This window comes from Paenibacillus sp. cl130, assembly GCF_900116035.1.
GTDB lineage: Bacteria > Bacillota > Bacilli > Paenibacillales > Paenibacillaceae > Paenibacillus > Paenibacillus polymyxa_B.
The window spans coordinates 110973-137193 of the sequence record NZ_FOYG01000010.1 but is presented as its reverse complement, the minus strand read 5'-3'; the positions used below and the strand labels follow the sequence as shown (position 1 = coordinate 137193).

The following is a 26221-nucleotide window of genomic DNA, read 5'->3' as shown; positions in this document are numbered from 1 at the left end:
ATTACAAAGAAGAATAATTTCCCTTTTTCCTGTTTCCCTTCCCTGTTAGAATAAAGGGATACTTGCTTTCGGAGAACGGCAACAGAAACGGGGAATGCATCATGGCGAGAGAGAGTTTTGATAAAGAAATTCAATTCCTGCGCATGCTCACACTGACCAGCGGCGCTTATAATCGGCAGCAATTTGCAGACAGACTGGGCATTTCAGTGCATACCTTTGATAAAACAATCCGGCGTCTCAAGGAAATCGTCCAATCCGTACAACAGCAGTTGCCTGAGGACCAGGGACATGATTTTAATGAGATGCTGCGCTTTAATTATTATGAATCCGCTGATCCATTACTACTATTCTTGTTTCGGGCCAAATCGCTCAAGGAATCAGAAAGCGTCCGCTTATCTCTTCTGCTGACAGCGCTACAGTCACAGCCTCTGACCACTATGGAATTGCTGGATGCTTGCTGCAACGGGCTGCCTTCCGACAGTTCGCTGCCGGATGAGAAAACGATTCGTTCCGATCTGAAATATCTGGTCGAAGTCGGCGTGGTTCGCAAGGAACCCGGCGGCAGACCTTATCGCTATGCTGTCCGCAACGATCTGGTGACAGGACTGACGGACGAGGAATTACTGGACTTATATGATTTTGTAGACATTATGGCCAACACCCAGCTTCCCTCTGTTCAGGGATATCTGTTGCGAGATCATCTAAAAAAAGCCATGCGCCGTCAGGCCGGAGATCGGGAGTTGGCCGAACCTTTTTTATATAAATACCACTATTATTCACGCATTCTGGACGAAGCCCATATTCATCCGCTTCTACACGCCATTCGGCAACGTCGCTGTGTAACTTTTTTATATTTTTCGATGTCCAAACGAAGCATGTACGGGTCACAGAACACAAACCCGCTGTTTGAAAAAGAGACGGAGGGCCGTGAACATACCATTCTGCCCCTGCAAGTCATCTATGATCATCAATATGGACGTTGGTATGTTCTGGGTCATGTAGGCGGTAAAGGAATCATGAAGTTTCGTATGGAGGGCATGACTCAATTGGTGGAGGGCAAGCCTGTACCAGAGCAGTTTCATGCCGATCTGCTAGCGGTGTTGGAAGAAAAAATGCGGTACAGCTGGCTTGTTGATACCGGTCGTCCTGTGAAGGTACGGGTACGTTTTTTTAATCCTGAGGGCGCGAAGCGCAACTTTATTCGGGAACGTGTACTGTCACAGGGACAATGGGGTACGATCGTGGAGGAAGAAAGTGAATCCTTTATCTATGAAATCACAGTGAATGGAATCACCGAGATTAAACCGTGGATTCGCAGCTTCGGATCAAGCTGTGAGGTATTGGAGCCTCAGCGGCTGCGTAAGGAATTCAGACAGGAATGGAAGGAGCTGCAAGCCTATTATGAGCCTGTTCGAGAAAATATTTAACTATCAGATCGTCTCTCGGCTGGATGAATCGGGCGCTTTTGCCACCACATCGCAGGAAAGAGTCTGGCTCCAATCTATGCTGACAGACTCGGCAGCAATAGAGGCTTTCACCCCGTCTACGCTTGATAAGCTTCGGCAGATGCTCGCAGACGACGAGCCTCTGGAGGCCGATGGAAGTTTGCGGGAAAAAGCAGGTATCCCTGCTGTCTCCGTATATCATCCGCTTCTGCTCACATTGCGTCCGATCCTACGCTCCCGTTCAGGCATCTGCCTGAGCTACAGGTTGCGCAACGGGCGTATGCATGAACGGATGTCGGGTTTTCCATATAAGCTGGAGTTTTCCATGGTCAAAAAAGAATGGAGCCTGCTGTGGTATAACCGCAGACACCGCGCGCTCATGTCTACCAAGCTGTCTAATATCGTGAACGTCACGGAAGATGAGCTTCTACCCGAAGAGGCCGAAAAATTCATCCAACGTATTCTCGGTATACTGGAGTCGCGCAAAGAACAGGGCATCATCGAAATTATTCCTGTATACAACGGAGAAATGTCCCGTATTTTATATGCTTTTTCCTGCTTTGAAAAAGAAGTCGAATATGTTCAGGAAGCAGATACCTATCGTATTACGCTCACTTTCCAGGCAGACGAATGTGAATATGTACTATCTAAAATCCGTTTCCTTGGCAAACGTGTCAAGGTCGTCCAAGGCTCCCGGCTGATTTCACGAATGAAGGAAACAACGGCCAGGGCCCTTGCACGCTACGAAGAGGAATAGCTGCTGAGACAATATGAGATGCAGCCATGTAAATAGCCCCTCCCTCCGTCTGTTAATGAGACGAAGGGAGGGGCTATTAAACTACGGTTCGTATAAACGAAGTCATACACTTACATCCACATACGCCTGTTGTAACAAGCTGGTCCGCTATACGAGTTATGGCAAGGCTTGTCCGCGCGCACTGACGTACAATTCGTACCATTCCTCACGGGTCATCAGCTCGCTCTGGCGTTCCGCATCCTGACATGCCTTGATTCGTTCAGGATTGGCGCTGCCAATGACAGGCTGAATCCGTGCCGGATGTTTCATAAGCCAGCCAAGGACGATCGCTTCACGTGTCGTTTCCTTTTCAGAAGCCAGCTTCTGCACCAGTTCTGCCGTCTTAACGACATGCTCAGGCTCCCCTTTCAAAGAACCTCCGCTAAAACGTCCCTGCGCCAGCGGTCCCCAGGCTTGGAGCTGAATATCCTCGGTTTGGCAATATTCCAGCAAACCTTCGCCAAAATGTACATTCGTCCCCGCCTGCTGGTTCACATGTACTGTCTGATCTACAAAATGCAGATGCGCCAGGCTCATTTCCAGCTGATTAGCGATCAGCGGCTCCGTTAGGCTCCGCTCCAGAAACCGAATTTGGCTTACATTCATATTGGAAACGCCAAAATGCCGTACTTTGCCAGACGTCTTAAGCTCGCTGAACGCCTTCGCTACTTCTTCCGGCTCTACCAGCGGATCGGGGCGATGCAGCAGCAGGATGTCCAAATATTCCGTACCCAGACGCTTCAGAATACCATCCACGGACTCCATAATATGTGCATATGAGAAATCAAAACGGCCCGGGAGCGTACCATCCGGCAGAAAAATGCCGCATTTGGACTGAATTACGATTTGTTCACGCAAGCCCGGCTGTCCCTTTAAAACCCGACCGAAAATTTCTTCCGCTTTCCCCATACGATAGATATCCGCATGATCGAACATCGTAATCCCAATGGATTGTGCAGCTTCTACAGCTCTTTCCGCTTCAACGACATGCGCCTGCGTAAACGGTGCATGGCTCCATTCTCCACCAAAAGGCATACAACCGAGCGCCAGCCGACTATCGGAGATTCCACGTTTCTGTAAAGGCATAATCTTCATGCTCCTCCTCCTTCAACCCTCAAAATATTCCCTGCTTTATCCACATATGAATAGTTCGTGAAACCGCTATCACACACCTATTTTACCACTTACTTACGGTCGTGTATCACTTTGGTCCCAATCCACATCTTTTTATCCGAATATCCCCATGCTCAGATAACGCTCTCCGGTATCCGGGGCAATGCAAAGTACCCGTTTGCCTGCTCCCAAACGCCGAGCTTCCTGAATCGCCGTCCATATCGTAGCTCCGCTAGAGGGGCCAACCAGAATCCCTTCCTGGGCAGCAATCGCCCGTGTCATTGCAATCGCATCCTCATCGGAAACCTGCACGATTTCGTCATACACTTCCGTATTCAGCACGGTGGGAACAAAGCCTGGACTGGTGCCAACCAGCTTATGTGGACCGGGTTTTCCTCCAGATAGCACTGGCGAGCCCTTCGGCTCAACTACAACAATCCGCAGATCCGGCAAATGCTGACGCAGCACTTCACCTGTTCCCGTAATGGTACCGCCCGTTCCCGAAGAAGCGACGAACACATCCAGCTTCCCTTCTGTCTGTTCCAAAATCTCAAGTGCCGTCGTCGTACGGTGGATATCCGGATTTGCCTCATTTTCAAATTGATGCGGGATAAAACTCCCTTCAATTTCAGCCCCCAGTTCGAGTGCCTTGCGAATCGCTCCTGGCATCCGTTCTTCCGCTGGTGTCAGTACGACCTCAGCCCCGTAGGCTTTCAAAATATTGATCCGTTCCTTCGTCATATTCGAAGGCATCACCAAAATTGCACGGTAACCTCGGGCTGCCGCATTCATCGCAAGACCAATTCCCGTGTTGCCACTCGTCGGCTCAATAATGGTGCCTCCCGGCTTTAGATGTCCTGCCTTTTCCGCCTCGGCAATCAGGTTGCCCGCCGCTCGATCTTTAACACTGCCGCTTGGATTAAAATACTCCAGCTTCACATACACTTCCGCATCCTGCGGCCCTGTGAGCCGTTGGAGTCTTACACAAGGTGTATCTCCTATTAAATCTGTAATACTATGTACCACTTTAGGTGCCATCGTTGTATCCTCCTTAGATTGTTTCTTACAGCGTTATTTACGATCTTCATATCATACTACCAAAATAACATACTTGGCTCCTTCCTACCTGTCGCTTTTGTAAATTACATAAAACTCATCAACTTAGTATGTGAAATTCTTGCAAAATGGGTCGCCAGATATCGCCTGTAATGATATACTCGCATTACTATTTTTTCAGGAGGATACAAGACACTTATGAGTAATCAAGAAAATATGACAGCAAATCGCTTCCCCCCCTCCTTGCTATGGTTAACCCTTGGTGCCTTCGCCATCGGCATGACCGAATTCGTCATTATGGGACTTCTGCCCAATGTAGCCCATGATCTTCATGTTACGATTCCGCAAGCCGGGCAGTTAATCACCAGTTACGCGCTTGGTGTGGCCATTGGCGCACCTGTACTTACTGTATTAACCCATAAGGTTCCGCAGAAAAAGCTGCTATGCCTACTAATGACTATATTCATTTTAGGCAATCTTTTTTCCGTCATTGCTCCCAATTACGAACTTCTGATTGCCGCTCGTATGGCTACTGCATTATCGCACGGAACCTTTTTGGGAGCCGGTTCCCTGATCGCTGCCAGACTGGTTCGTCCTGACAAGCGCGCGGGTGCTATTTCTATGGTGCTGACCGGTTTGACCGTGGCGAACATTATTGGCGTGCCCTTTGGTACCTTTATCGGACAACAGCTCGGCTGGCGTGCTTCCTTTGGAGCCATTGTGGTCATCGGCTTGATTTCTCTCTTTGGTATCATTCGCTACATTCCGGTGATTCATCAGGACAAGCCTTCCAGTCTCAAACAAGAAGTCAAAAGCCTGTTTAATCCAAAAGTGCTGCTGATGCTGCTCACAGGTGCAGTCGGTTGTGGTAGCCTGTTCACTGTCTTTACGTACATTACGCCTTTGCTTACGGATATTAGTGGCTTTGCCGAGCATAGCATTACCTGGATTCTCGTCCTGTTTGGCCTAGGGGTAACGATCGGCAACATCGTTGGCGGCAAGCTCGCAGATTGGAAACTACTTCCATCCCTGATCGCAAACTATGCTGTGCTGGCTATTATTTTGGCCATTCTGACATTTACGCTTCAAAGCAAGGTATTGGCCGTCATCACAGTCTTTATCTGGGGCATTGCTGCGTTCGGCATCATGCCGGGTATTCAGGTTCGCATCATGAATCTGGCCTATGAGGCTCCTTTACTTGCCTCTACCTCCAGCCATTCCGCATTAAATCTGGGCAACGCAGGCGGTGCTTTTATCGGGGGAGTTGTTATTAATCAAATGGGGCTAGCCGCTATTCCATGGGTTGCATCGCTAATCACTGTCGGCGGTCTGCTACTCATGATAGTTAGCTACATTGAGGATCGCAAGACGGCTCATACTGAAGCGATAGCTGAGATACAGTCATAGAATCGTTCAGTTTGTTGGACAGTGTCAGCTATTAACCGGAGAGCAATGAATGGCGGCAAATCTCTAAAAACAGCAGGTTGGAAGTAAACGAATGGTTCATTTTTCATAGATTGAGAGATATTGTCCACTCTCTTCTTCTAAATTCCTCATAGTATGACATTGTAATACAAATTTATGAGGAAAGAAGTGTGTATGATGAGCCTTTTTTTTACAAACAACACGAGTAATACCATCTATGCCGCCTATGCTTATCCTAGTTCCGACTGTCATCCCACCAATTATTCTAAAATGGGCTGGTATCGGATAGAACCTGGTGATACGAGAGAAGTATGGAGCGGTTCTGTCGGGGGAACCACATTCTATTATTATGCTGAAGATCACTCCAATTCGTGGCGTGGTACGTACCGCACACGGCTTCCGAGAAGCACTAGCAGTGATTTTCATTGGTGTTGGAACTATAGCAGCGGATCATCCAGACGAGTGGGGATGCGTAGACTTTCCATTGACTCATCTGTAGACAGTTACACTGTCGAGTTCGGCAGAACCAGCCAACTGTCAACAAAGACAACTCATAAAGCATTACCTTCTAAATCGGAGGACTCCGGCATTCGCAGAATTCCGAGAAGACCGGCTCGCTTTAAAAAAGGAACCCCGGTTCCAGTAAAGTCCAAACGATAAGTCAAAGAACCGTAACCCGCATGATGGATATTTGAAAAAAAGTGACCACCTTGCGGGTTATTTTTATTTCACTCTGGACATTCAGACGCTTGTTGCAACCACAGTGTTTTGCCTCGCCGTTCAGCTTAACCAATGATCAAAAAAGTCCCGATAGCCCTGCTTCATCACCTGACTTGAAAACTTTTCCATAGCGTATGCCTGATTTTCTGTAGAAACCCGGCGCGGTGAGGCGGCAGCCATATTGACCAGCTCGAACCAGTTTTTCTCATTCCCTGAAAAAGAATGCGTAGAGCTGATATGTCCATAGCAAGGATGCTCTGGCTTCACGACGATTTTACCCATAGCCAGCGCTTCGGTCAGTGGCATCGCGAACGTATCGAATTTGGAGCAGCTCCAATACACCTTTGCCGTGTTCATCAGTGCAAACACCTCATCTTGCGTCAACGCAAATTGAAGTTTAACATTGTCCGGGATATCGTACTTCTTCATACTTTCCTTGTAGCGTTCACCGCCAAATACCATATAGACATCCTTGTCAGGATTATGCCTCGCATACTCCAGCACCAAATCCGGACGTCGGTTCTCCTCATCTCTACCAATCCACATCACCCGGTTCTCTACCACTTGCGAGGGATCAAAATGCTTTTCAACCAGCCGCTCATTAAATCCGATCGGGATGACTGTCACGTCGGTTACGCCAAACTTCGAAGCCATCTCCTGCTTGAGAAAGGCAGTCTGTACAATAGCCTTGTCCACGATCTGATAAAAAGGCTTCATCATCTCATAGCCTGTAAGTGCCGGATCAGGAAAACTATGCGGAAAAAGCACGCTGTTTTTAAAGAACATGTTCAAATAGGTAAAGCCAGATACCGTATAAATAACGTGCTCAATCTGCTGCTCATGGAGTTGGTCCAGTACGACGTCATAGTTGACCAAGTCGCCCTTTTCGTGCTCATAGCCCGGAAGCCAGTCATGGCTGCTCACATGGCGCTCTGGTGATACAAATACGATGTCCACCCCCAATTCCAACCCGATCTGCTTCAGACGTTCTGCAAAAATACGAGGACCCTGTGCTTCAGCAAATTGTATTTTTCTCATAACCAAACCGACTTTTTTCATGAATTTATTTTCCCACCTTCTTTTGCTAACTAAATACAGTCTATGACTTAAGCTACTATCTACATTGTTGGGCTTGTCCCCAATCCATCATCGTTGCACATTGGTTCAAACAGGCTAACGTTTCATCCAACTGGGACTCTAATTGCTCTTTTGACCATTTATCGCCGTTTCTATGCAGGTTCGTTCCAATCCTTTGCAAATCACTTGTGATTAACAACAGCATCCAGAGCGAAAATACCACCGCAAACATGCCATATTCCAGCATAAATGCCGTTCGATCCACTCTTATCCCCAACAGCTCCAGCTGCTCCACGTATGTGTCCAGTATACGAATACGCAATTCGGACGTCATCCGTCGGGGAAACAACGGATGGGACATGTCGATCAGGTGATATACATCCCACAGCGGTGTGTTCAGATGAGCATGCTCCCAATCCAGTACCATAAGCCGTTCCCCGCTCAGCGCATAGTTCCCCGGATGAAGATCACCATGAGACAGTACTAGCTGCTGTGAAAAAGATAAATGCTCCAGCTGTACATACATACGCTGCATCTGTTGCTTAGATAATCCCAGTGAGCTGCAAAGCTTTAACACATCCGGCTTGCGCGTGTATAGCTCGGAAACCATCTCCTGAATGAGTGGCTTCGGTCCCCGCAGCGGCATTCCAGCAAAACGATCCGTCGGCAAAGCATGCCACCATGCAACAAGTCCAATAGCCCGTAACAGGGTTTCGTCTGCGTGTAGATGATGTAACGGACCAAGGTCCTCAAAAACCATCCATTCTCCTCCGCCATCCGCGTCTGCGTCAGACCAGGCTAGCAATCGGGGATAGATTGGTGATAACGCAGGAAGCACATGCTCGTACACCCATCTCTCCCGCCCCTCCTGATCATCGTTGGTTAGAGGTTTGAATATATAACTTTCAGAGGAAGACACGTAAAAACGTTCCACATGCCGACCATTCGTACCTGTATATAAAATTTCACGATTCCGCGCCAGCGTATCATTCAAAGTGCCGTCAACATTCACATATTGATGAAAAGGATTCATAGCTACCCAACTTTTTTGTATAAAATGTAATAGCACGATCATATCACAGTCCTCGTTCCGAACGAAGTCCAGATCATCTTGGGGAAACTCGCCGTACCAAAAAAGGGGCTTGTCCAATCAGATCACAAGACCTGTTGGACAGCCCCTTATCATATCTCTACTCCTATCTTACTCCGATTAATATTGAGTATTGCCGGACTCGCTCGTATTACTGGATTTAAAGCCTTTGAACAATTGTTTCACATTGTGATAACGAGTGTTCGTAATTTTAGCTTTGCTGTTAGGACCGTCCGATCTCAGGATCGAATCCTTCACGTTGGAAATATCCGAGTTATCCAAAGTCATATTCACTCTGAAGGTAGAGCCCCCCAGCTGGCGAACCAGTTTTCCGATATCATCGGCTCTAAAGTTCTTAATGTTAATCGTGCCTTCGGCATTAATTTGGAATACTTTATCGTACGCATGGAACGCTCCACCGCCCGTAATGTTTACCGTGCCTGGCTCTTTAAGCGTCAAGGCATCTTCACCTACATCCTCCCACGTTACGTTGGAGATAGTTCCATTGCCATATACATGCACACCATCCGCAGCAGGTGCAGCGATGGTCACATTTTTCAGTGTTGCATTATTTTCAAGCTTGAAAATAGGCTTTTGAGCCTCTTTCTGGCTTCCGTCTCCCAAGGTATCAGGATCAGCCACTACAGTCTTGCCTTTACCATCGTATACTTCTCCAGCTTTAACAAGTATGGTCTTATGAACGACTTCTGGAGCTGCATGTGCAGAATAATTGCCGACAAATAAAGCGACCAACATTCCTGATAAAGCGATACTGATTCCCTTTTTCAATACTTTAGCTGTGTTTGTTTTCATTTCAATTCATCCCTCTCGTAGATATTTTTTTATTCTTGTCAATTCTTCGTTGACTAGAGCGCGTAGACCGTATCACCACCTTCGTACAATGAACCCATTGACCGATACACGTCTAAAAGTCGTTATTTAACTATTTGCATATGTATACTTGGTTTTTGGTTCAAAGCAATTTTGTCTCCTAATTAATATAAAGCACAAATTGTAAATAGAGCGATTACATTTACAATTTGCATAACTCTATTATAATCATACTTCCAGTAATTTCAATATATTTTCCGCCAAAATATGTCCTTTTTTTCAATTAAGTACACAATATTGCCTCTTTTATACTTGTACAAGTTTATTTTTTGACAATTTACGCATCAAATTACTGAGTATCTAGTCTCTAATGCGTGCTCTATGTCACTACAATGGTAATCAGAACCTTATTTCGTTCTATACCTCATTTTTGATGTAGTCTATACTATTGAATGACACGTTTGATGAACGTATAATGTATTTAGTGCTTTGAAGCGTCACATCTCAACATTACTGGTGAGAAAAGAGTGGTTATCGTGCAAAACAATAGTGAGATTCCATTAAAAGAACAAAATATTGTGCTCATCGGCTTTATGGGTGTAGGCAAAACAACGATCGGTTCCCATCTAGCGCGCAAGCTGTATCGCGATTTCGTGGATATTGACCAGGAGATTGAACGAGAATACAACATGCCAACAACAGAGATTTTCAAAACTTATGGAGAGAAGCGTTTCCGTGAGATTGAAAAAGAGCATATTTTGAAGCTATGCAGCAACACACGCCTCAAAATCATTTCCGTTGGCGGTGGTGCATTTTTACAGGAAGAGGTGAAGCAAGCTTGTTTGGCTTCATCGATTGTTTTCTTCTTGGATTTAAATTGGGATTCCTGGAAAGATCGGCTCAAGATGCTGATTGACACCCGTCCCAATCTACAAAACAAGACTTTAGGGGAAATTGAGGATCTCTTCCGTTCCAGACAGGACATTTACGCGGTGAATCACTCCAAGATCGATACGGATCAGTTGGATGCGGAAGAAGTCGCAGACTATATTATTCAAACGCTGAATCTAGGTTGGGAGTTGTATGAACCTACTCGGGGATTGAATTAAGAGTTACACAAAGAGGAGGGCTCGCATGCTTACCGCATGAGGGCCTTCCTTTTTGGTTCACTGCGGATATATTACTGACTAGCGAGTAATGCCTATCCATCTTTTAAGAATGGCTATGCAGCACCGTCAATATCTCTCTCAGTTCAGTGACAGGAATCTGCCCCGGTGCGGAAGCTTTCTTAGCAGCACCAAAGGTCAGAGCCGAACCAAACAGTTCTCCGGTCAGGCGGCTCACGACACCTTTCCCCGCCATCGACATCGTAATAATCGGCCGATCTGCATGCTCTTCTGCCATGGTACGCGTGGCATCCAGCAAAGTGAGCACATCGGCTGTATTGGTTGGCATCACTGCTATCTTAGGCAGATCGCCTCCCAATTCCTGCGCCTTACGTAACCGGGACACAATCTCCTCCTTCGACGGCGTCTTATGAAAATCATGATTAGATATAATCACATATACGTTATGCTTATGTGCTGCTTCTACCAGCGTCTTCACATCAGCTTCCTCATTAAAAAGCTCTACATCAATAAGTTCGACTTGCCCCGTTTCGGCTACTGTACGGTTCAATTCCACATAACTCGCTGCACTGATTTCCTTTTCTCCGCCTTCCCGAGCGCTACGGAACGTAAATACGAGCGGAACATTTGCTAAAATAGACCGAATTTCATGTAAGGCAGCTTTAACCTTTTCCAGATCCTCCACATGCTCGAAAAAATCGACTCTCCACTCCACGATATCCAGGTCGAGCGTACGTAAATAAGTGGCCTCTTCCTTCAACTGCTCCAACGTTTCTCCCACCATGGGCACACAAATTTTTGGCGCTCCTTCACCGATCAGAACATCTTTCACCTTTACGATTTTAGCCATCTCTATCTCACTCCCAAATTACAGTTTCAAGTCGAACATGTACAATAATTCATAGTATAACGCATTCTGAATAAGCATGCAGATGATTAGGTCCAGTCGTCATTTATTTGGTATCAAGTACGATTTTAGGGGACAATTTGCGACTTGCTGGAAAAACTAAACTGTACCGAAAATTAACAAACACCGCCAGTACGATCCCTAGCACATTCACAATAATAGCTAGCATAAAAACACTCGATATCTGAGAATGTTTCAAAAGAAAGCCTGTAAACACGGGAATGACCGTGTATGACAGCGAGGTTGCTGTATACACAAACCCGGTAATCTGTCCTTTTCGTTGACTAAAAAATTCACTCATTACGGTTAATGTCAGCTGAAGTACACCTGATATTGAAAACCCAATGACGCTCGCACAAATAATGGCCGCAGCCCCTGACTTGAATAAGAGAAGCGCTCCAAAAGCCAACAGAGAAATACATGGATAAATAAGAATAATGTGAACAGGTTTAACCCATTTTCTTAACACAATTACCAATACAAACACGGAAATCAGTGAACCGACATTGTAATAAACTAATAATCTGAGAGACTCTGATTGGGTCATACCGATAAACTGTTGTCCAAAAGTAGGCAGCCATAACTGCACAATATAAAGCAAAGTCGGTCCGGTAAATCCGAGCAAGATAAGGCATACCCCTTCCTGCCAAAACCGCGGCTTACTCCGATCATTTGCCTCCAATTTTCCCGCTTGCTCAACGCTCGATACAGAAGTATCACCAACTGGCTCCTTGGGTGACTGAACCCGCATGTCTGGGAACTTCATCTTGAACAGGTAAATTGCATTCAAAGCAAATATGAAGGCTGGTAAAAAGAAAGAGAATCCGTAGAAAATGTCGTGATTCATAAAAAAGATAATCATTAACGGTAAAAATGCCGCCCCGATGGATATAAAACCTCTTACCAACACTGTAGCCGAACCAGAGGATTGGGGAAAAGCTTCGATCAGCGCTGGATAAGTACCTGAATCAAGAAAAGAATTCGCTACGCCTGCCAGCACTGCCAGTACGATCGCCATCTCAAAGCTGGGACTCAGCGGTATACCGACCAAGAATACAGCCATTAGTAGCCCTGCTACCACAATAAACGGCTTACGACCATAACGGTCGGAGAGCACCCCGGATATGTACAGGGTAAACAGCCTGCCAAATCCCATCGCAGAAACCAAGAGACTGATGCCCGCCTGATCTGTATGCAAATGCTCTGTTAAAAAGGACATGTGGGACGCCAGCATAATATTAAACATGCCGAACAAAAGATAGTTTACATAAAGGCCTGTCGCCACTGGAAAAGAAGAACGTTTCATCATGAATTCACCTGCTTTTGTAAGTAAGTCTTGTAGTATTAAAAATGTGAATCATTTCACATTACCTGTGTCGATGATGAAGTATAGAACACATTTTAAGATTTATCAAGTTTAAATATTGCGGGACCCCAACCTAGACGCGCTGATGCGTTTTCAGATAAAACTCCTTGCCGTAGCTTAGTGCAAAGTTCCGAAAGTCCACTACTGCCGGGGATAAATATCTATTTTTGATGCTGGCCAGGTAGATAAAACGCTCGTATTCTGGATTTACAATAGGCAATGTTTTGACGTTAAAATAATCTAACGATGAAATTCGAGGCATAACCCCAATTCCGTAATTGACAGACACCAGCCCTGCCATTGCTGTATCCTCTTCAATCTCGCAAATAATCTGTGGCGTGACGCCCGCTTTGACAAACAAATTCTCAATAATGGGCCGAACCCCACTCTTTTTGTTGAAGAAGATCACCGGATAATCCGCTGTATCCTTGAGATCAATTTGGTCTAGAGTCGCCAGTGGATGATCAGGCGAAACAATGACAACCAGTTCCTGCTGAGCCAACGGAATAAACTCCACATCCGGTTCATTTTCCATGTGAGAGCAGAACGCCACATCATAATGTTCCTGCTTCAGCCCCTTGATAATATCGTTCGTATTCCCTTGGTGAAACGAAAAGGAGATATCTTTACGGGCATCTAGAGCTGAAAAGGCCTGAATGATCGCTGGAATGAAGTGTGAGCCTAACGTGTAAATGAACGCCAAATCTATATTTCCATGGCTTGGACTCACTAGCTCCCGTAAATTGTGTTCTCCCTTTTCTAATTCATCCATCGCGTGCTCCACATACTTCAGGAAAAATCGTCCGTATTTGTTTAACCGAATATTTCTCCCCTGCTTCTCGAACAGATGAACTCCCAAATCTTTTTCTAATTCTGAAATCGCATGACTTAAACTGGGCTGAGTAATACATAGTCGCATAGCTGCCTGGGTAAAATGCTCCATCTCCGCAAGTACACGAAAATATTGTAAGTGCTTCAGGTTCATAATTATGTAATCTCCTTCTTTAATTCATATTTTAAATTATAGACCCAAACTATGAAAAACGATAGAAATATGCATTGGATTTATAATAACACTCCTTATATAATAATGACATAGAAAGAATGTGAATAATTTCACTTATCTGTAGGCGTAATGCAATACCGCTGGACGATGCCTACCTAGGCCATTGATCTAAAATTTAAGTTGGGAGTTACACTTATGAAAAATCCTTATATCAGAATGGCAGCAGGGCTTTACATCAACTATTTTCTTCTGGGTATGATCAATGTTATTCTCTCGTCGAATATGAGCTTCCTGACCGTCCAATTGAACACGGATAAAGCAGCCATCGGCTATCTGGTGTCCGCGATTGGGATCGGTAAGCTGCTCGCTCTCGGGGTAGCCGGAAAAATGTCAGACAAATACGGAAGAAAACCACTCATTGTTATTGCATCATTTGCTTATTTAATCTTTCTGATTGGCATTCCGCTTGCACCTAACTATTCGCTGGCATTCGTGTTTGCCATTATCGCAGGGCTTTGCAACTCTATGATGGATTCAGGAACGTATCCTGCATTAATTGAAGGCTTTGGAAAAAAAGCTGGATCTGCAACTGTACTGGTCAAAGCATCCATCTCTATCGGTGCTATTGTGATTCCGTTCATGATTGCATTCTTTATTAATCACGATATGTTCTATGGATATTCCTTCTTTATTCCAGCAGGGATTTATCTGCTGAACGGTATCTTCTTATCGATGACAGCTTTCCCCAACCACAAAGCTGAGGAACAAAAGGCTCCAACCGAGGCTGCCCAATCCACAGATATTTTCCGCAGCGAGCCTAAGTTTTGGCAAGAAGGTTTATCTCTGATTATTATCGGTTTTACTTCTACTGTATTGTTCATGATCGTACAGCTATGGCTTCCTACCTTTGGACAAGAGGCCCTAGGCATGGACAAAGCCAGTGCCATTAAACTGCTGAGCTACTATAGTATAGGTTCATTGGTTTCCGTTATTTTGTTAGCTGTGGTACTTGGTAAATTCATTAAACCGATTACTGTCATGATTGTATATCCGCTTATTGCCCTGCTTTCTTTGTTGGCTTTAATTACATGGCACAATCCTGTCGCTACTTTGATCAGTTCATTCTTGATCGGATTGTCTACCGCAGGCATATTCCAAATTGCCCTCACGGTTATGACGGAATTTTTCCGCAAGAACAAAGGCACTACGACTTCTCTCGTGAACATAGCAGCCAGTCTTTCGTTCATCCTGATGCCTTTGGCTACCGGGGGCATGTCCAAAAGTTTGGGAATTACCTCGGTATTCATTCTGGATATTGCGATTGCTGTAGTCAGTATTTTGCTGGCCGTGTTTGTTGCTTATCGATATAAAAAAGTATTTCATTAAACTACACAGATTACTTGGAGGCTTATATCATGAAAAATGCTGGACGTATTGACGGAAGAACACAACTAATCGGACTGCTTGCTACACCAATCGGACACTCTTTGTCCCCGGCTATGCATAATCTTGCGTTTGAAAAGCTGGGCCTGAATAATGCGTATATGGCCTTTGAAGTAGGAAATGAACAACTTGAAGAAGTGGTACGGGGGATGCGCGCTCTGAACATACGCGGTTATAACGTGTCTATGCCTAATAAAACAGCTATTCTACAGTATCTTGACGAGCTGGACGACAGCGCTAAATTTACAGGTGCCGTCAACACCGTCGTGAACACAGATGGTAAACTGAAAGGCTACAGTACAGATGGATCTGGTTATGTTCGTAACTTGCGTGAACACGGCATTGACCTGAAAGGCAAGAAAATGACACTTGTGGGCTCTGGCGGCGCAGCTACACCGATTGCTATTGAAGCGGCTCAAGCAGGTCTGGCTGAAATTTCAATCTTTGCCCGTAACGATCAGTTCTTTGCTCGTGCAGAAGAGAATGTCCGTATTATTAATGAAGATATGAAACACACCCAAGTTAAGGCGAATATCTATCCATTGGAAAATCAAGAACAGCTACGTGAAGAGATCCGCACAAGTCACATTCTCGCTAACGGTACAGGGGTTGGTATGAAACCACTGGAAGGCAAAAGTGTGATTGAAGATGTGTCCATGCTTCGTTCCGACCTGATCGTAACCGATGTAGTGTACAGCCCAGCTAAATCCAAGTTGATGGAACAAGCCGAATCCGTAGGTGCAACTGCCATTAACGGTCTGGGCATGATGCTGTGGCAGGGTGCATTGGCCTTCGAACTGTGGACAGGCCAAGAAATGCCAGTCGCTTATATTAAAGAACAGCTTTTTGCTGACAAGCTGTAAACATAGAGCTACTAACAAACGCATCAAGCAATGAATTCCTTCTATTATATACTCATTTATGTACTCAAAAGACTATGCTCGGCGAATGAACACTTCTGCCTGGCATAGTCTTTTTATTAATCCTTATAAGGGTCAAATTCATTAGCCCCAGCCATGCATACCCCAATGGGCTTCAGTTCATGCATAACTTCCACGGTCTCGGAATGAGCGTCCAGTACCTCGCGCAGTTTACGGTAGACGAACGGGCTTTCATCTGTACCGGCTCCGCGCAGCTCGACACTATAGTTCAGAACGGCCTCCTTCATCTGTACGTCCGTGATTTGTCCACCACTCCGTGTGCGGGTTTTCCAATTCATTTTACCAGCTGCCTGGGTACGACTCATAATACGACCTGCCCCATGAACTGTACTATAGTAGGAATCCCGATTTTCTACCGAATCTTTTCCGCGTACAATCACCGAAATATCGCCCATGCTTCCTCCAATAAAGCCCATCTGGCCAGGTGCCGAGGGAGTAGCGCCTTTACGGACCACAATGGTGTCACGCCCATCATGCTGTTCTTTCCATGCGTAATTATGGTGGTTATGCACAGTAAAGTCCGCTTCGGTCCCCATAATACCAAGCACTTGTTCTATCACATAGTCACGTCCCGCATACGCATAGCGTCCGGCAAGGCGCATCGCACGGTAGTACATATCCCCCAACTCACTGTTCATATCCAGCAGCACAGGCGGCTGATCCATATGCTCTCCCGGCGCCTTTCCGAGAAACTCTCGTCCAGCGGCCAAATTTAGAAACCCACTTGCTGTTTTGTGTCCAAAGCCCCGGCTGCCGAAATGATTGGCAATCCAGACCTGTCCTGTCGCTTCCTCGACGAATACATCAACAAAATGATTACCACTCCCTACTGTACCCAGCTGTTCTCTCGCCAAGGACTTCAGTTTGTCATGTTCTTGTTTCCCAATCGCCGCATATACTGCCCAATCCGGGTCATCGAACAGCTCATGGTCTATCTGAATTGCATTCACACGACCTACGCCAAACGAAATATGACATGCAACCTCATCCATCACGGCTGAAATACGCGGCATAATATCTGCTGCAAACAGCTTGGTTCTTACCGCCTTATTTCCGCAACCGATATCATACCCGACACCTGAAGGCGAAATTTGTCCGTCATACACCATCACACCGCCAATCGGCTGACTGTAGCCTTTATGATGATCTGCCATCAGCAGCGCTTGAATTACATTACCGTTTTCGGCACATGTACGAGCTTGAGATAATGCCCCTGGATCAGGTGATCCCCATACTCGTACTCCATTGATTTCTTGATAAGCCATCGTCGTTTCATCCTCCTGTAAGTCACTCCATGTTTAAACTTGTAAAGTCGTTAATTGCATTATGTACGTTTTACCAGCTTCCGAACAGGGCGTAAGTATTACAAGTACAATAGTAGATATCCCCTAAGAAAATGAAAAAGGATACCCATGCAGCCAACCAGACTGTAGGATATCCTTTTATGATCATTTAGAAACTATTAAATCAATTATACTAATCTTTTTTGATGATTCCGAATTGATCCACAATAAAAGGCTTGGCATCATTTTTGTTTTGATCAATTTCATACGTTACGGCTGTAAGTTTGTTTCCGTCTATGGTGATGCCAACAAAATTCTGTACCTGTCCTCGTGTAGGTCTACGATTGTCACTCGGATCTGGGCCATATACTGCCGCATGATTCTCTTCAGCTAGTTCAAAGAGATTATAGTACTTATCTCCAAGTTTTTCACTTGGGTTTTTGTAGTAGACTTTGGGGCCAGCGGTTGCTGGGATGACATAGATACTTCCATCTGGATTCACACTATATTCAATCGTCTTATCATTTAATGTATCTTTTAATTTTGTTGGCGTTGTTGCTTTACCCTCTTGGTTGATTGGTTTCGTACGAGCGTAAATATGATCGTGCCCTTGCACGACAAAGTCGATATCAAGTTCGGCCATTAGTGGAGCGATTTGGTTACGAACTCCATTCTTATCCATGATGTCAGAATCTGTTGCATGATTAGAGGTAGTGTAAGGACCTTTATGAATGTTAACAATGATCCACTTTGCACCTGCCCTTTTGGCTGCCGCCGCATCTTTCTTTAACCATTCGACTTGAGCTTCAGAAAAATTGGCATATTTCTCTGAGTCCTCATTGGAGTTCAGTACGATAAAGTGAGCATTGCTGTAATCATAAGAGTAGTACGCTCCTGTTTTAGTAGCGGAACCAGAAGGTTCGTTAATATTAAAGTGATCATAAAAAGCGTAGTTCTCATCCTCGTGATTACCTGCTGAAGGAACAATGGTTGTATTCAAAAGGCTTTTTTGTGAATGCCCCAGCAGCCAGTTCCACTGCTCTTCTTTGGTACCCGTATCTACGATATCTCCGTTGTGGACTACAAACTGAGCATTACCTACAGTTTGAAGTGCTTTTTCGAGCGTCTGTGAAGACAATATGGCTTCATCTTCGCTTTTTGCTTGTGTATCAGCTAGATCAATGAAGGTAAATTCACCGCTCTTAGGAGCCGTTTGAAACGTACCTGTTTCGCTCCATATCCCGCGCGCTGCATCACCCACACGATAATAATAAGCTGTGTCCGCTTGAAGACCTGTAGCTACAGCTTTATGGACAAGCTCTTCTGCAGAATTGGTCGATGGAGAGGAAGTGCCTTCAAATGTAAGAGCACTCGTATAATCAGCTTCAGAAGCCGTTTTCTTGATTACTTGAACAGTGCTGTTCGTGAAAAGTTTTGAAGTATACCAAGTAAATCCTTTGGAGACTTTTGTGTCTCCATAAAATGTAGCTGTAACTTTACTAATCCCTTGATCTGTGTTCCCTGGTGACTCAGCATGGACAGGTAAGGCTGACATGCCAGTAATCAAACCTAGTGCAAGAGCAACAGACATAGATGTTGCTGACCACTTTTGAAACTTCTTAAACATGTGTACACTCCTCTTTGCAGTTAATATGTAAAAGTTATAACTATAATCATAACAATCAAATGTTAATACGTTGTTTTTGGAAATATAGTACTTTGTAAAAATGAGGTTATGAGTGACCTAGCGATTGAGGAGCAATGATAGCAGCTTATAAGAAAATGAAAAAGGATATCCATGCAGTCAAACAGACTGTAGGATATCCTCTTCAACTATAACACTCATATTAGACGGCTCTGCTATGCCATGTGTGGACTTGGCTTACTGTGCCGCTGAATGCGTACGCTTAAAATCTTCCTTCACCGCAACCAGTAGTGTTTCATTCACCAGTAGCTCCAAGCCTGACAAGGCTAACGCCTTGGCTCCAATCACTAAGGCTTCCTCACCCTTCTCAGAGCCAGCCGCTTCCCTGAATTCCACCGTATGAGCGATGAGATCATCCGGACCGATCTTAATGTAAGCATGTGCAGTCGGGATAACATGGCTTACATTTCCCGCATCCGTCGAACCCAGTCCGGCACGAGGGCCACGATCCAGCTGTTCTCCCAGCGCTTCCAGTTCACGACCTACTACCTCATCCAGGGTATCGTTCAGAATGAAATCACGCACTTCATTTTGAAAACGTTCGATTTTCACAGTGGCTCCTGTTGCCAAAGCAGCAGCATCTGCGATATGGCGAACTTTCGTGGAAACCTCCTCTGTGCGCTGCCAAGTACTTGCCCGAATGAAAAAGCGTGCCGACGCATAGTCCGGAATGATATTGGGCGCGTCTCCTCCATGCGTAATGATGCCATGAATACGCACATCGGTCGGCAGTTGCTGACGCAAAGCATTGATACCGCTGAACAACTGCAGCACCGCATCGAGCGCATTGATTCCCTGCTCTGGTGATCCTGCGGCGTGAGCCGCTTTGCCGTAAAAATGAAAATCTAGCGGATCAACTGCCAGACTTGGTGAGGTCAGCCGGGTCACACCGGATGGATGAACCATCAGTGCAGCATCAATCCCTTCGAACAGCCCGTGCTTCACGAAGCTGCCTTTTGCACTGCCATTAGGACCGCCTTCTTCCGCTGGTGTACCGAACACATACACCTCACCTCCCGTTTCGTCGATCACCTGCGCCAAGGCGATGGCTGCTGCCGTGCTTGCGGTTCCGATAATATTGTGGCCACAAGCATGGCCCAGACCGGGCAATGCATCATATTCAGCCAAGTATCCGATTTTCGGACCTGGTCTAGCAGAAGCCTTACGCGCAACAAATCCGGTTTCGTGTCCCGCTACATTACGAGTTACCTCAAACCCCGCTTGCTCCAAAATGCCCGTCAGTGCCTGGGAAGCCTGAAATTCTTGATTGCCGATTTCGGGATTAGCATGAATAAACCGGCTCGTTTCCGTGTAAAGCTGACGAGACTCCTCAATTTCCTTAATAATCCGCTGTCTATGTGTATCGACCGTATTCGTTGTACTCATCGCAATCTCTCCTCGTTTCGAAAATAGATTAGTATGCTTCCAACCCTACTTCTGTTCAACATTCTTATTTCTTTTGCGCTTTAACATCTGCTACCAGCTTATCCAATGTGGCCTGTAGCTCTTCGGCAGACTGGTCTACCACGACGTTAGCTCCTTTAGAATCCTGTTTTACCGCCTCGGCTACATCAGCATCATGGTACAAATCCACGATCGTTTTGTAAGTCGCATTATCCTTATCCTCCGCCCGGGCAGCAAACACGTTCACATATGGCTTCGCTTCTTCGCTGCTTGCATCATCCTTGTAGATGGCTCCATCCAGCTTGAGCCCGGCATCTGTAGCAACACCGCTGTTCACAGCTGAGGCGGCTACATCAGACAAGACGCGCGGCGTCTGCTGGGCGACAACTGGGACAATCTCCAGCTTTTTAGGATTCCCTTCGATTTCATCCGTGGTCGGATACAGGCCCGCATCCTGCTTCAACTTAATCAGCCCTGCAGACTGGAGAAGTTTTAAAGCCCGTCCCTGATTGGAGGGATCATCCGGTATAGCAATTTTGGAGCCGTCAGGAATATCCGATACGTTTTTGAATTTTTCAGAGTACAGTGCCATCGGAGCGATAATCGTTGCACCAATAGGGACGATATTCACATCATTTTCTACATTAAACTGACTGAGAAAGGCCAAATGTTGAAAGGAGTTCAAATCTACCTCTTTATTGGCGAGCGCCTTATTGGGTAATGTATAATCCGAGAAACTGATCAGCTCAATTTCAATATTTTTGGCCTCTGCTTTCTTCTTGAGCACATCCCAATACGTGTCCTCAGATCCTGAAACCCCGATTTTAACATGTACTTTTTCATTTGCATTTGAGCCCGAACCGTTAGCTGAGCAAGCAGATAGAACCGCTACACTAAGAATAGCCAGTAAACCCAAGCGAAATATTTTTTTCATTTTCATTTCCCCTTTAATCGTTATGTATAATACTCTGTTCCCATTAGCGCCGTAGAAATTTACGAGACAAGTAATTCCCCGCATATTGGGCGACCTGTACAAAAAGGATCAGCAAAACAATCGTGACAATCATGACCGAAGTATCGAATCGTTGATAACCATAGGTCATTGCCAGGTTCCCAAGGCCTCCTCCGCCCACCGTACCAGCCATGGCAGAGAAATCAATCAAGGCCACGGTAATAAACGTCAACCCTAGAATCAAAGGTCCCAGCGCTTCCCGAATCAACACACCCGTGATGATCTGAAATGGAGTCGCTCCCAGTGCCTTGGCAGCTTCTATCATGCCCGGATCAATGGAGACCAGATTATTTTCCACAATTCTCGCTACAGCAAAGGCCGCTACAATAGTCATTGGGAAAATAGCCGCCGAGGTTCCAATCGTGGTTCCCATGATTAAACGCGTAAACGGGCTAATCGCCACTAAAAAAATGATAAACGGAATCGGGCGAATGATATTAATCAGCAAATTCAGAAACATAAACACAAATTTGTTTTCAAACAAGCTCCCTTTACGTGTCACATACAGTACTAAACCAATCATAAGCCCCAGAATACTGGCAAAAATCAGCGTGACAACAACCATCAAAAGCGTTTCCCCTGTAGCCTCCACTACCTTGAGCCAAAATGTATCCCAATTAACTCTCATGATCGACGACCTCCCTGACCTCCACCGTCGTTCGTAGTTCCTCCACGACCTTGTTAACTTCATTGTCTGCACCGATTAACTCGACAATTAAGCTTCCGAACAGCGCTCCCTGTAGCTCATTAATACTTCCATATACAATGTTGTAATCCAGATTATGCTTCCGTGTCGCTCTAGAAAGCACCGGTTCACTGGTCGCCCCACCCCGAAAAACAAGTCTGTACAATCGGCCAGCGTGATGCTCCCGAATCTTGCTCAGCAGTTTGGGTGAAAGCTGATCATTCAGTACAGAGCGAATAAAATTTTTCGTCGTCTTCGTCTGTGGATTGGCAAATACATCGAACACACTGCCCTGCTCAATCACCCTACCATTCTCCATCACCGCCACACGATCACAAATACTGCGAATCACATTCATTTCATGGGTAATGAGCAAGATCGTAATCTGGTACTCTTCATTTACTTTTTTCAGCAGCCTCAATATATCTTCTGTCGTTTCCGGATCGAGGGCCGAGGTCGCTTCATCACAGATGAGAATATCGGGCGAATTCGCCAGTGCTCTGGCAATGCCGACCCGTTGCTTTTGCCCTCCAGATAACTGCTCCGGATAGGAATCCGCTTTATCCTCCAATCCAACAAATTGCAGCAGTTCCTTAACACGAGCATCTATCTGTGCCTTGGGCAGTTTAGCCAGTTTTAGAGGATAAGCCAGATTCCCATATACAGTACGAGAGTTAAACAAATTAAAGGTTTGGAATACCATCCCGATCCGTCTTCTTAAATTTCTTAGTTCCTTGGGTCGTATCTGAGTAACATCCTGATCATTAACGACAATTCGTCCCTCTGAGGGGCGTTCCAGTAAATTCACAAGCCGCAGCAGCGTACTTTTACCTGCACCGCTAAAGCCAATCACGCCGAAAATTTCTCCTTTTTCAACCGATAACGAAACCTTTTCGAGTGCATTTACCTTACGATTGGGTAAGGTAAATATTTTGCTAACTTGTTCAAACTTTATCAAACTGCTTCCTCCTTACGTCTACAATGTATGTATTCCTCCATCCCATTTAAGTAATCCGGTGGATTTAATCGGATTTACACCCTAAAAAAACTCCCTAATCTTCGTTTGACCGAAAGTGGGATTATTTAACTGTATATTGCATTGTTAACACCTTAAGACAAGAAGGAGAATCTGTCAATAAAAAATGAATATAGCCTTCTGACTCCTGTCATCACAATTGCTTACACTTTTAGGGCTACAAAGCCAAATAAGGCTAACCGTATATTTGCAAAGTTTGCAAAATCGGCAGCCCTTTGTGCATTGTAATCTCGATCATTCCACTGACTAATGTGTAGAAGTATTTTTCAAATCTGCTTCATAACGAAGGCCGAATTGTTGTCTTGCCTCCTCCATCACTTCAGCGACTGTAAGTGAACACTCCAAGGAGTTAATGGAACTGTTGCGTTCACCACTCTTGATCAAATCAATAAATTCCTGAATTTCATAATACATTGGCTCACGCGTCTGAGCTTTGGTCAGATCTTCAATCGTGCCGTCCCGATAATGAATTTTCACCTCATAGGGCTGACTGATTTTGTCGATCACCATCGTTCCATTCTCACCCTGAATTTCAGCAGGCAGATAGGAATCTGTAATTTTGGAATACATGACCGTAGCATCCATATCAGGATACTTCATCACGATACTGCCCTCGCCATCGACACCAGAGGATAAAAGTACACCAACCGCCCGAACCTCCTCAGGTTTGCCGAACAAAGTCACCATAGGATACAAACAATACACTCCAAGGTCCATCAAGGAACCATTGGAAAAGGCCGGATTAAACGCATTCAATACCTTACCTTGCTTAAAAGCATCAAAGCGTGAGGAGTATTGACAGTAGCTTGCAAAATAACGCCGAACCCGGCCTATTTTATACATATGATCCTTTATTATTTTAAAGTTAGGCATAAGTGTGGATTTAACGGCCTCCATCAGCAGAACATCGTTGTTCCGCGCGGCTTCGATCATGCTCTTCACCTCTGCTGTATTAGACGCAAAAGGTTTCTCACACAACACGTGCTTTCCGTGATTCATACATAAGATCGCCTGCTCCGCATGTAAGGAATTGGGGCTGGCAATATATACGGCATCGACCTGATCACTTGCGGCCATTTGCGCCAGGTCTGTAAAAACCTCCGGCTGGCTGTTATATTTGTCAGCAAAAGCTTTGCCCTTATCCTCTGTGCGTGAGTACACCGCCGTCAGGGAAAATTCGTCCGTCTCCATCGCAGCTTGAATAAACCTCTCTGTTATCCAGTTGGTTCCAACAATACCAAAACGCATCACAGTATCCCATCCTTCCCGTGAGTCATTACAATTCATATGTACCTATTCTCGCATTCCAGCCTAAACTTGTCCACTATACCGTTAGTCATATCTCATGCTTTAACATGTTCATTCGACAAAAAAAGACTGTAGTCTATCAGCATAATTTATACTGATTGTACCACAGTCCCTGTTATTTATTTGGGGTTATATCTCTATTTTTTTGATATTACTTTTCCTACTTCTTCCAAAATGGCATCCATGGAAGCTGGGTCGTGTACATCATATTCATCAATGTTCAGACGCAGTACAGGACAGGCATCAAATTCGTTGATCCAATTGGAATATCTGCGATGCATTTGCTCCCAATAAGAACGCTCGGTCTGGATCTCCATCTCGCGACCGCGCTCCTCAATCCGACTCAGTATGGAGGGCAAGCTGCCTTCCAAATAGATCAACACATCAGGGTGCGGGAAAAACGGTGTCATCACCATCGCCTCAAACAGGCTAGTATACGTTTCATAATCGGTAGGGTTCATCGTTCCCTGATCGGCATGCATTTTCGCAAAAATGCCTGTGTCCTCATAAATAGAACGATCCTGCACAAAACCTCCACCAGACAAGAAAATATTCTTTTGTTCCTTGAAGCGTTCCGCGAGAAAATAAATTTGCAAATGAAAGCTCCATCTTTCGAAATCGTGATAAAATTTCTCCAGATAGGGATTATGATCGACCTGCTCCAAAGAGGTTTTAAAACCAAGGCGTCCGGCCAAAGCACCAGTCAGCGTGGATTTACCTACACCCACTGTACCCGCTACCGTAATCAGGGCATTCGCAGGAATGTTGTAATTATTCACTATATAAGCTCCTTTACATCGGAAACAATTTGTTTAAATTGTGCCTGGTTTTCTACAAAATCAATTTCATTCCCGTTCACGGTCAATATACGAGGGGAAGGGGACTGTTCAGCGAGAAACTGAATGCCTTTATCATAATCTATTATTAATTGCTCCAGATAAGCGGGGTCCATCTCCTGTTCAAAAGAGCGTGCACGCTTGCGAATTCTCCCCAGCAAGGTATCCAAATCTGCTTTAATATAAATGATAATGTCTGGCTTAGGCATATCATCCGTGAGCAGATGATAGATTTGACGATATTTTTCGAGCTTCACACCCTTAAGCGTACGTTCAGCAAAAATCAAATTCTTGTAGATATGATAATCAGAAATAACGGGCTGAGCTTTCTCGATATATTGCAGACCAGTATCCTCCAGCTGCTTATACCGATTGCAGAGAAAGAACATTTCCAGCTGAAAACTCCACTCATCTATATTTTGATAAAATTTATCGAGAAATGGGTTCTCCTCGACAATCTCTTTGATTATCGGCAAATGTAGCTCGGTTGAAAGCATCGAAGCCAACGTCGTTTTACCTGCTCCGATTGGCCCTTCAACGGCTATAAATGGGGCTTGTTTCATGCAGTTCTGCTCCTCCTTGTACTCCAGTCCATCCTGTGGACAACTA

General features: G+C 45.2%; 24 protein-coding genes. 7 read left to right on the top strand and 17 right to left on the bottom strand.

Annotated elements, in window-relative coordinates:
• Positions 1–101 precede the first annotated feature (101 nt).
• Together BM358_RS23000 and BM358_RS22995 are read left to right on the top strand one after the other, a co-directional pair.
• Positions 102–1427: a helix-turn-helix transcriptional regulator gene (locus BM358_RS23000; RefSeq protein ID WP_028542043.1), complete on the top strand. Its 1326-nt coding sequence runs from the start codon at positions 102–104 to the stop codon at positions 1425–1427.
• Entirely contained in the window at positions 1402–2202 is an 801-nt protein-coding gene (locus BM358_RS22995) for a WYL domain-containing protein (RefSeq protein ID WP_028542042.1), read from the top strand. Before BM358_RS23000 ends, BM358_RS22995 begins: the two co-directional genes overlap by 26 nt.
• A 156-nt stretch (positions 2203–2358) precedes the next feature.
• On the opposite strand, the gene BM358_RS22990 is transcribed toward BM358_RS22995, so the two are convergent.
• Both BM358_RS22990 and cysK read right to left on the bottom strand, forming a co-directional pair.
• A complete protein-coding gene (locus tag BM358_RS22990) occupies positions 2359–3336 on the bottom strand; it encodes an aldo/keto reductase (protein ID WP_023987149.1) in 978 nt (325 codons plus the stop codon).
• 132 nt (positions 3337–3468) lie between these two features.
• Complete coding sequence (cysK, locus tag BM358_RS22985; protein ID WP_028542041.1) at positions 3469–4392, bottom strand: cysteine synthase A; 924 nt, start codon at positions 4390–4392, stop codon at positions 3469–3471.
• 216 nt (positions 4393–4608) lie between these two features.
• On the opposite strand from cysK, the gene BM358_RS22980 reads away from it, so the two are divergent.
• Together BM358_RS22980 and BM358_RS22975 are read left to right on the top strand one after the other, a co-directional pair.
• Positions 4609–5817 (top strand): MFS transporter, encoded by a 1209-nt coding sequence (locus BM358_RS22980; RefSeq protein ID WP_023987147.1) that lies wholly within the window; start codon positions 4609–4611, stop codon positions 5815–5817.
• Positions 5818–6009: 192 nt separating this feature from the next.
• The gene (locus BM358_RS22975) at positions 6010–6495 is read left to right on the top strand and encodes a DUF1036 domain-containing protein (protein ID WP_158451748.1); all 486 of its coding nucleotides are present in this window, start codon (positions 6010–6012) and stop codon (positions 6493–6495) included.
• A gap of 120 nt (positions 6496–6615) precedes the next feature.
• Here the strand turns inward: BM358_RS22975 and BM358_RS22970 are convergent, their stop codons facing one another.
• The 3 genes from BM358_RS22970 to BM358_RS22960 all read right to left on the bottom strand — a co-directional run bounded on the left by BM358_RS22970 (position 6616) and on the right by BM358_RS22960 (position 9535).
• On the bottom strand, positions 6616–7614 hold the full coding sequence (locus tag BM358_RS22970) for a glycosyltransferase (RefSeq protein ID WP_023987146.1): 999 nt from the start codon (positions 7612–7614) through the stop codon (positions 6616–6618).
• Between the two features lie 55 nt (positions 7615–7669).
• Complete coding sequence (locus BM358_RS22965; protein WP_028542040.1) at positions 7670–8707, bottom strand: aminoglycoside phosphotransferase family protein; 1038 nt, start codon at positions 8705–8707, stop codon at positions 7670–7672.
• A 135-nt stretch (positions 8708–8842) separates the two neighbouring features.
• Positions 8843–9535 carry a pectate lyase gene (locus BM358_RS22960; protein WP_028542039.1) on the bottom strand — a complete coding sequence of 231 codons (693 nt, stop codon included), beginning with the start codon at positions 9533–9535 and terminating at the stop codon, positions 8843–8845.
• Positions 9536–10089: 554 nt separating this feature from the next.
• Between BM358_RS22960 and BM358_RS22955 the strand changes: the two genes are divergently transcribed.
• A complete protein-coding gene (locus tag BM358_RS22955; protein WP_023987143.1) occupies positions 10090–10662 on the top strand; it encodes a shikimate kinase in 573 nt (190 codons plus the stop codon).
• Positions 10663–10765: 103 nt separating this feature from the next.
• Here BM358_RS22955 and aroD read toward each other — a convergent pair whose 3' ends face one another.
• The 3 genes from aroD to BM358_RS22940 form a co-directional block, all read right to left on the bottom strand.
• Complete coding sequence (aroD, locus tag BM358_RS22950; RefSeq protein WP_028542038.1) at positions 10766–11530, bottom strand: type I 3-dehydroquinate dehydratase; 765 nt, start codon at positions 11528–11530, stop codon at positions 10766–10768.
• 103 nt (positions 11531–11633) lie between these two features.
• Positions 11634–12896 (bottom strand): MFS transporter, encoded by a 1263-nt coding sequence (locus BM358_RS22945; RefSeq protein WP_080751598.1) that lies wholly within the window; start codon positions 12894–12896, stop codon positions 11634–11636.
• 130 nt (positions 12897–13026) lie between these two features.
• Complete coding sequence (locus BM358_RS22940; protein ID WP_023987140.1) at positions 13027–13938, bottom strand: LysR family transcriptional regulator; 912 nt, start codon at positions 13936–13938, stop codon at positions 13027–13029.
• Between the two features lie 216 nt (positions 13939–14154).
• On the opposite strand from BM358_RS22940, the gene BM358_RS22935 reads away from it, so the two are divergent.
• Both BM358_RS22935 and BM358_RS22930 read left to right on the top strand, forming a co-directional pair.
• Positions 14155–15345, top strand: a complete 1191-nt coding sequence (locus BM358_RS22935; protein WP_028542037.1) for an MFS transporter — start codon at positions 14155–14157, stop codon at positions 15343–15345.
• A 29-nt stretch (positions 15346–15374) separates the two neighbouring features.
• Positions 15375–16265 carry a shikimate dehydrogenase gene (locus BM358_RS22930; protein WP_023987138.1) on the top strand — a complete coding sequence of 297 codons (891 nt, stop codon included), beginning with the start codon at positions 15375–15377 and terminating at the stop codon, positions 16263–16265.
• 116 nt (positions 16266–16381) lie between these two features.
• Here BM358_RS22930 and BM358_RS22925 read toward each other — a convergent pair whose 3' ends face one another.
• The 9 genes from BM358_RS22925 to BM358_RS22885 all read right to left on the bottom strand — a co-directional run bounded on the left by BM358_RS22925 (position 16382) and on the right by BM358_RS22885 (position 26175).
• Positions 16382–17608, bottom strand: coding sequence for an RtcB family protein (locus BM358_RS22925; protein ID WP_023987137.1), 1227 nt, complete (start codon positions 17606–17608; stop codon positions 16382–16384).
• A gap of 211 nt (positions 17609–17819) precedes the next feature.
• Positions 17820–19253 carry a purple acid phosphatase family protein gene (locus BM358_RS22920; protein ID WP_023987136.1) on the bottom strand — a complete coding sequence of 478 codons (1434 nt, stop codon included), beginning with the start codon at positions 19251–19253 and terminating at the stop codon, positions 17820–17822.
• 255 nt (positions 19254–19508) lie between these two features.
• The gene (locus BM358_RS22915; RefSeq protein ID WP_023987135.1) at positions 19509–20717 is read right to left on the bottom strand and encodes a M20 family metallopeptidase; all 1209 of its coding nucleotides are present in this window, start codon (positions 20715–20717) and stop codon (positions 19509–19511) included.
• Between the two features lie 64 nt (positions 20718–20781).
• Positions 20782–21669 (bottom strand): MetQ/NlpA family ABC transporter substrate-binding protein, encoded by an 888-nt coding sequence (locus BM358_RS22910; protein WP_023987134.1) that lies wholly within the window; start codon positions 21667–21669, stop codon positions 20782–20784.
• Between the two features lie 43 nt (positions 21670–21712).
• Positions 21713–22375 carry a methionine ABC transporter permease gene (locus BM358_RS22905; RefSeq protein ID WP_023987133.1) on the bottom strand — a complete coding sequence of 221 codons (663 nt, stop codon included), beginning with the start codon at positions 22373–22375 and terminating at the stop codon, positions 21713–21715.
• Complete coding sequence (locus BM358_RS22900) at positions 22365–23390, bottom strand: methionine ABC transporter ATP-binding protein (protein WP_023987132.1); 1026 nt, start codon at positions 23388–23390, stop codon at positions 22365–22367. The genes BM358_RS22905 and BM358_RS22900 overlap by 11 nt, the downstream gene beginning before the upstream one ends.
• A gap of 324 nt (positions 23391–23714) precedes the next feature.
• Complete coding sequence (locus tag BM358_RS22895) at positions 23715–24716, bottom strand: Gfo/Idh/MocA family protein (RefSeq protein ID WP_028542036.1); 1002 nt, start codon at positions 24714–24716, stop codon at positions 23715–23717.
• Positions 24717–24913: 197 nt separating this feature from the next.
• Positions 24914–25555, bottom strand: coding sequence for a deoxynucleoside kinase (locus BM358_RS22890; RefSeq protein WP_013308920.1), 642 nt, complete (start codon positions 25553–25555; stop codon positions 24914–24916).
• Positions 25555–26175 (bottom strand): deoxynucleoside kinase, encoded by a 621-nt coding sequence (locus BM358_RS22885; protein WP_023987130.1) that lies wholly within the window; start codon positions 26173–26175, stop codon positions 25555–25557. The genes BM358_RS22890 and BM358_RS22885 overlap by 1 nt, the downstream gene beginning before the upstream one ends.
• Positions 26176–26221: the final 46 nt, after the last annotated feature.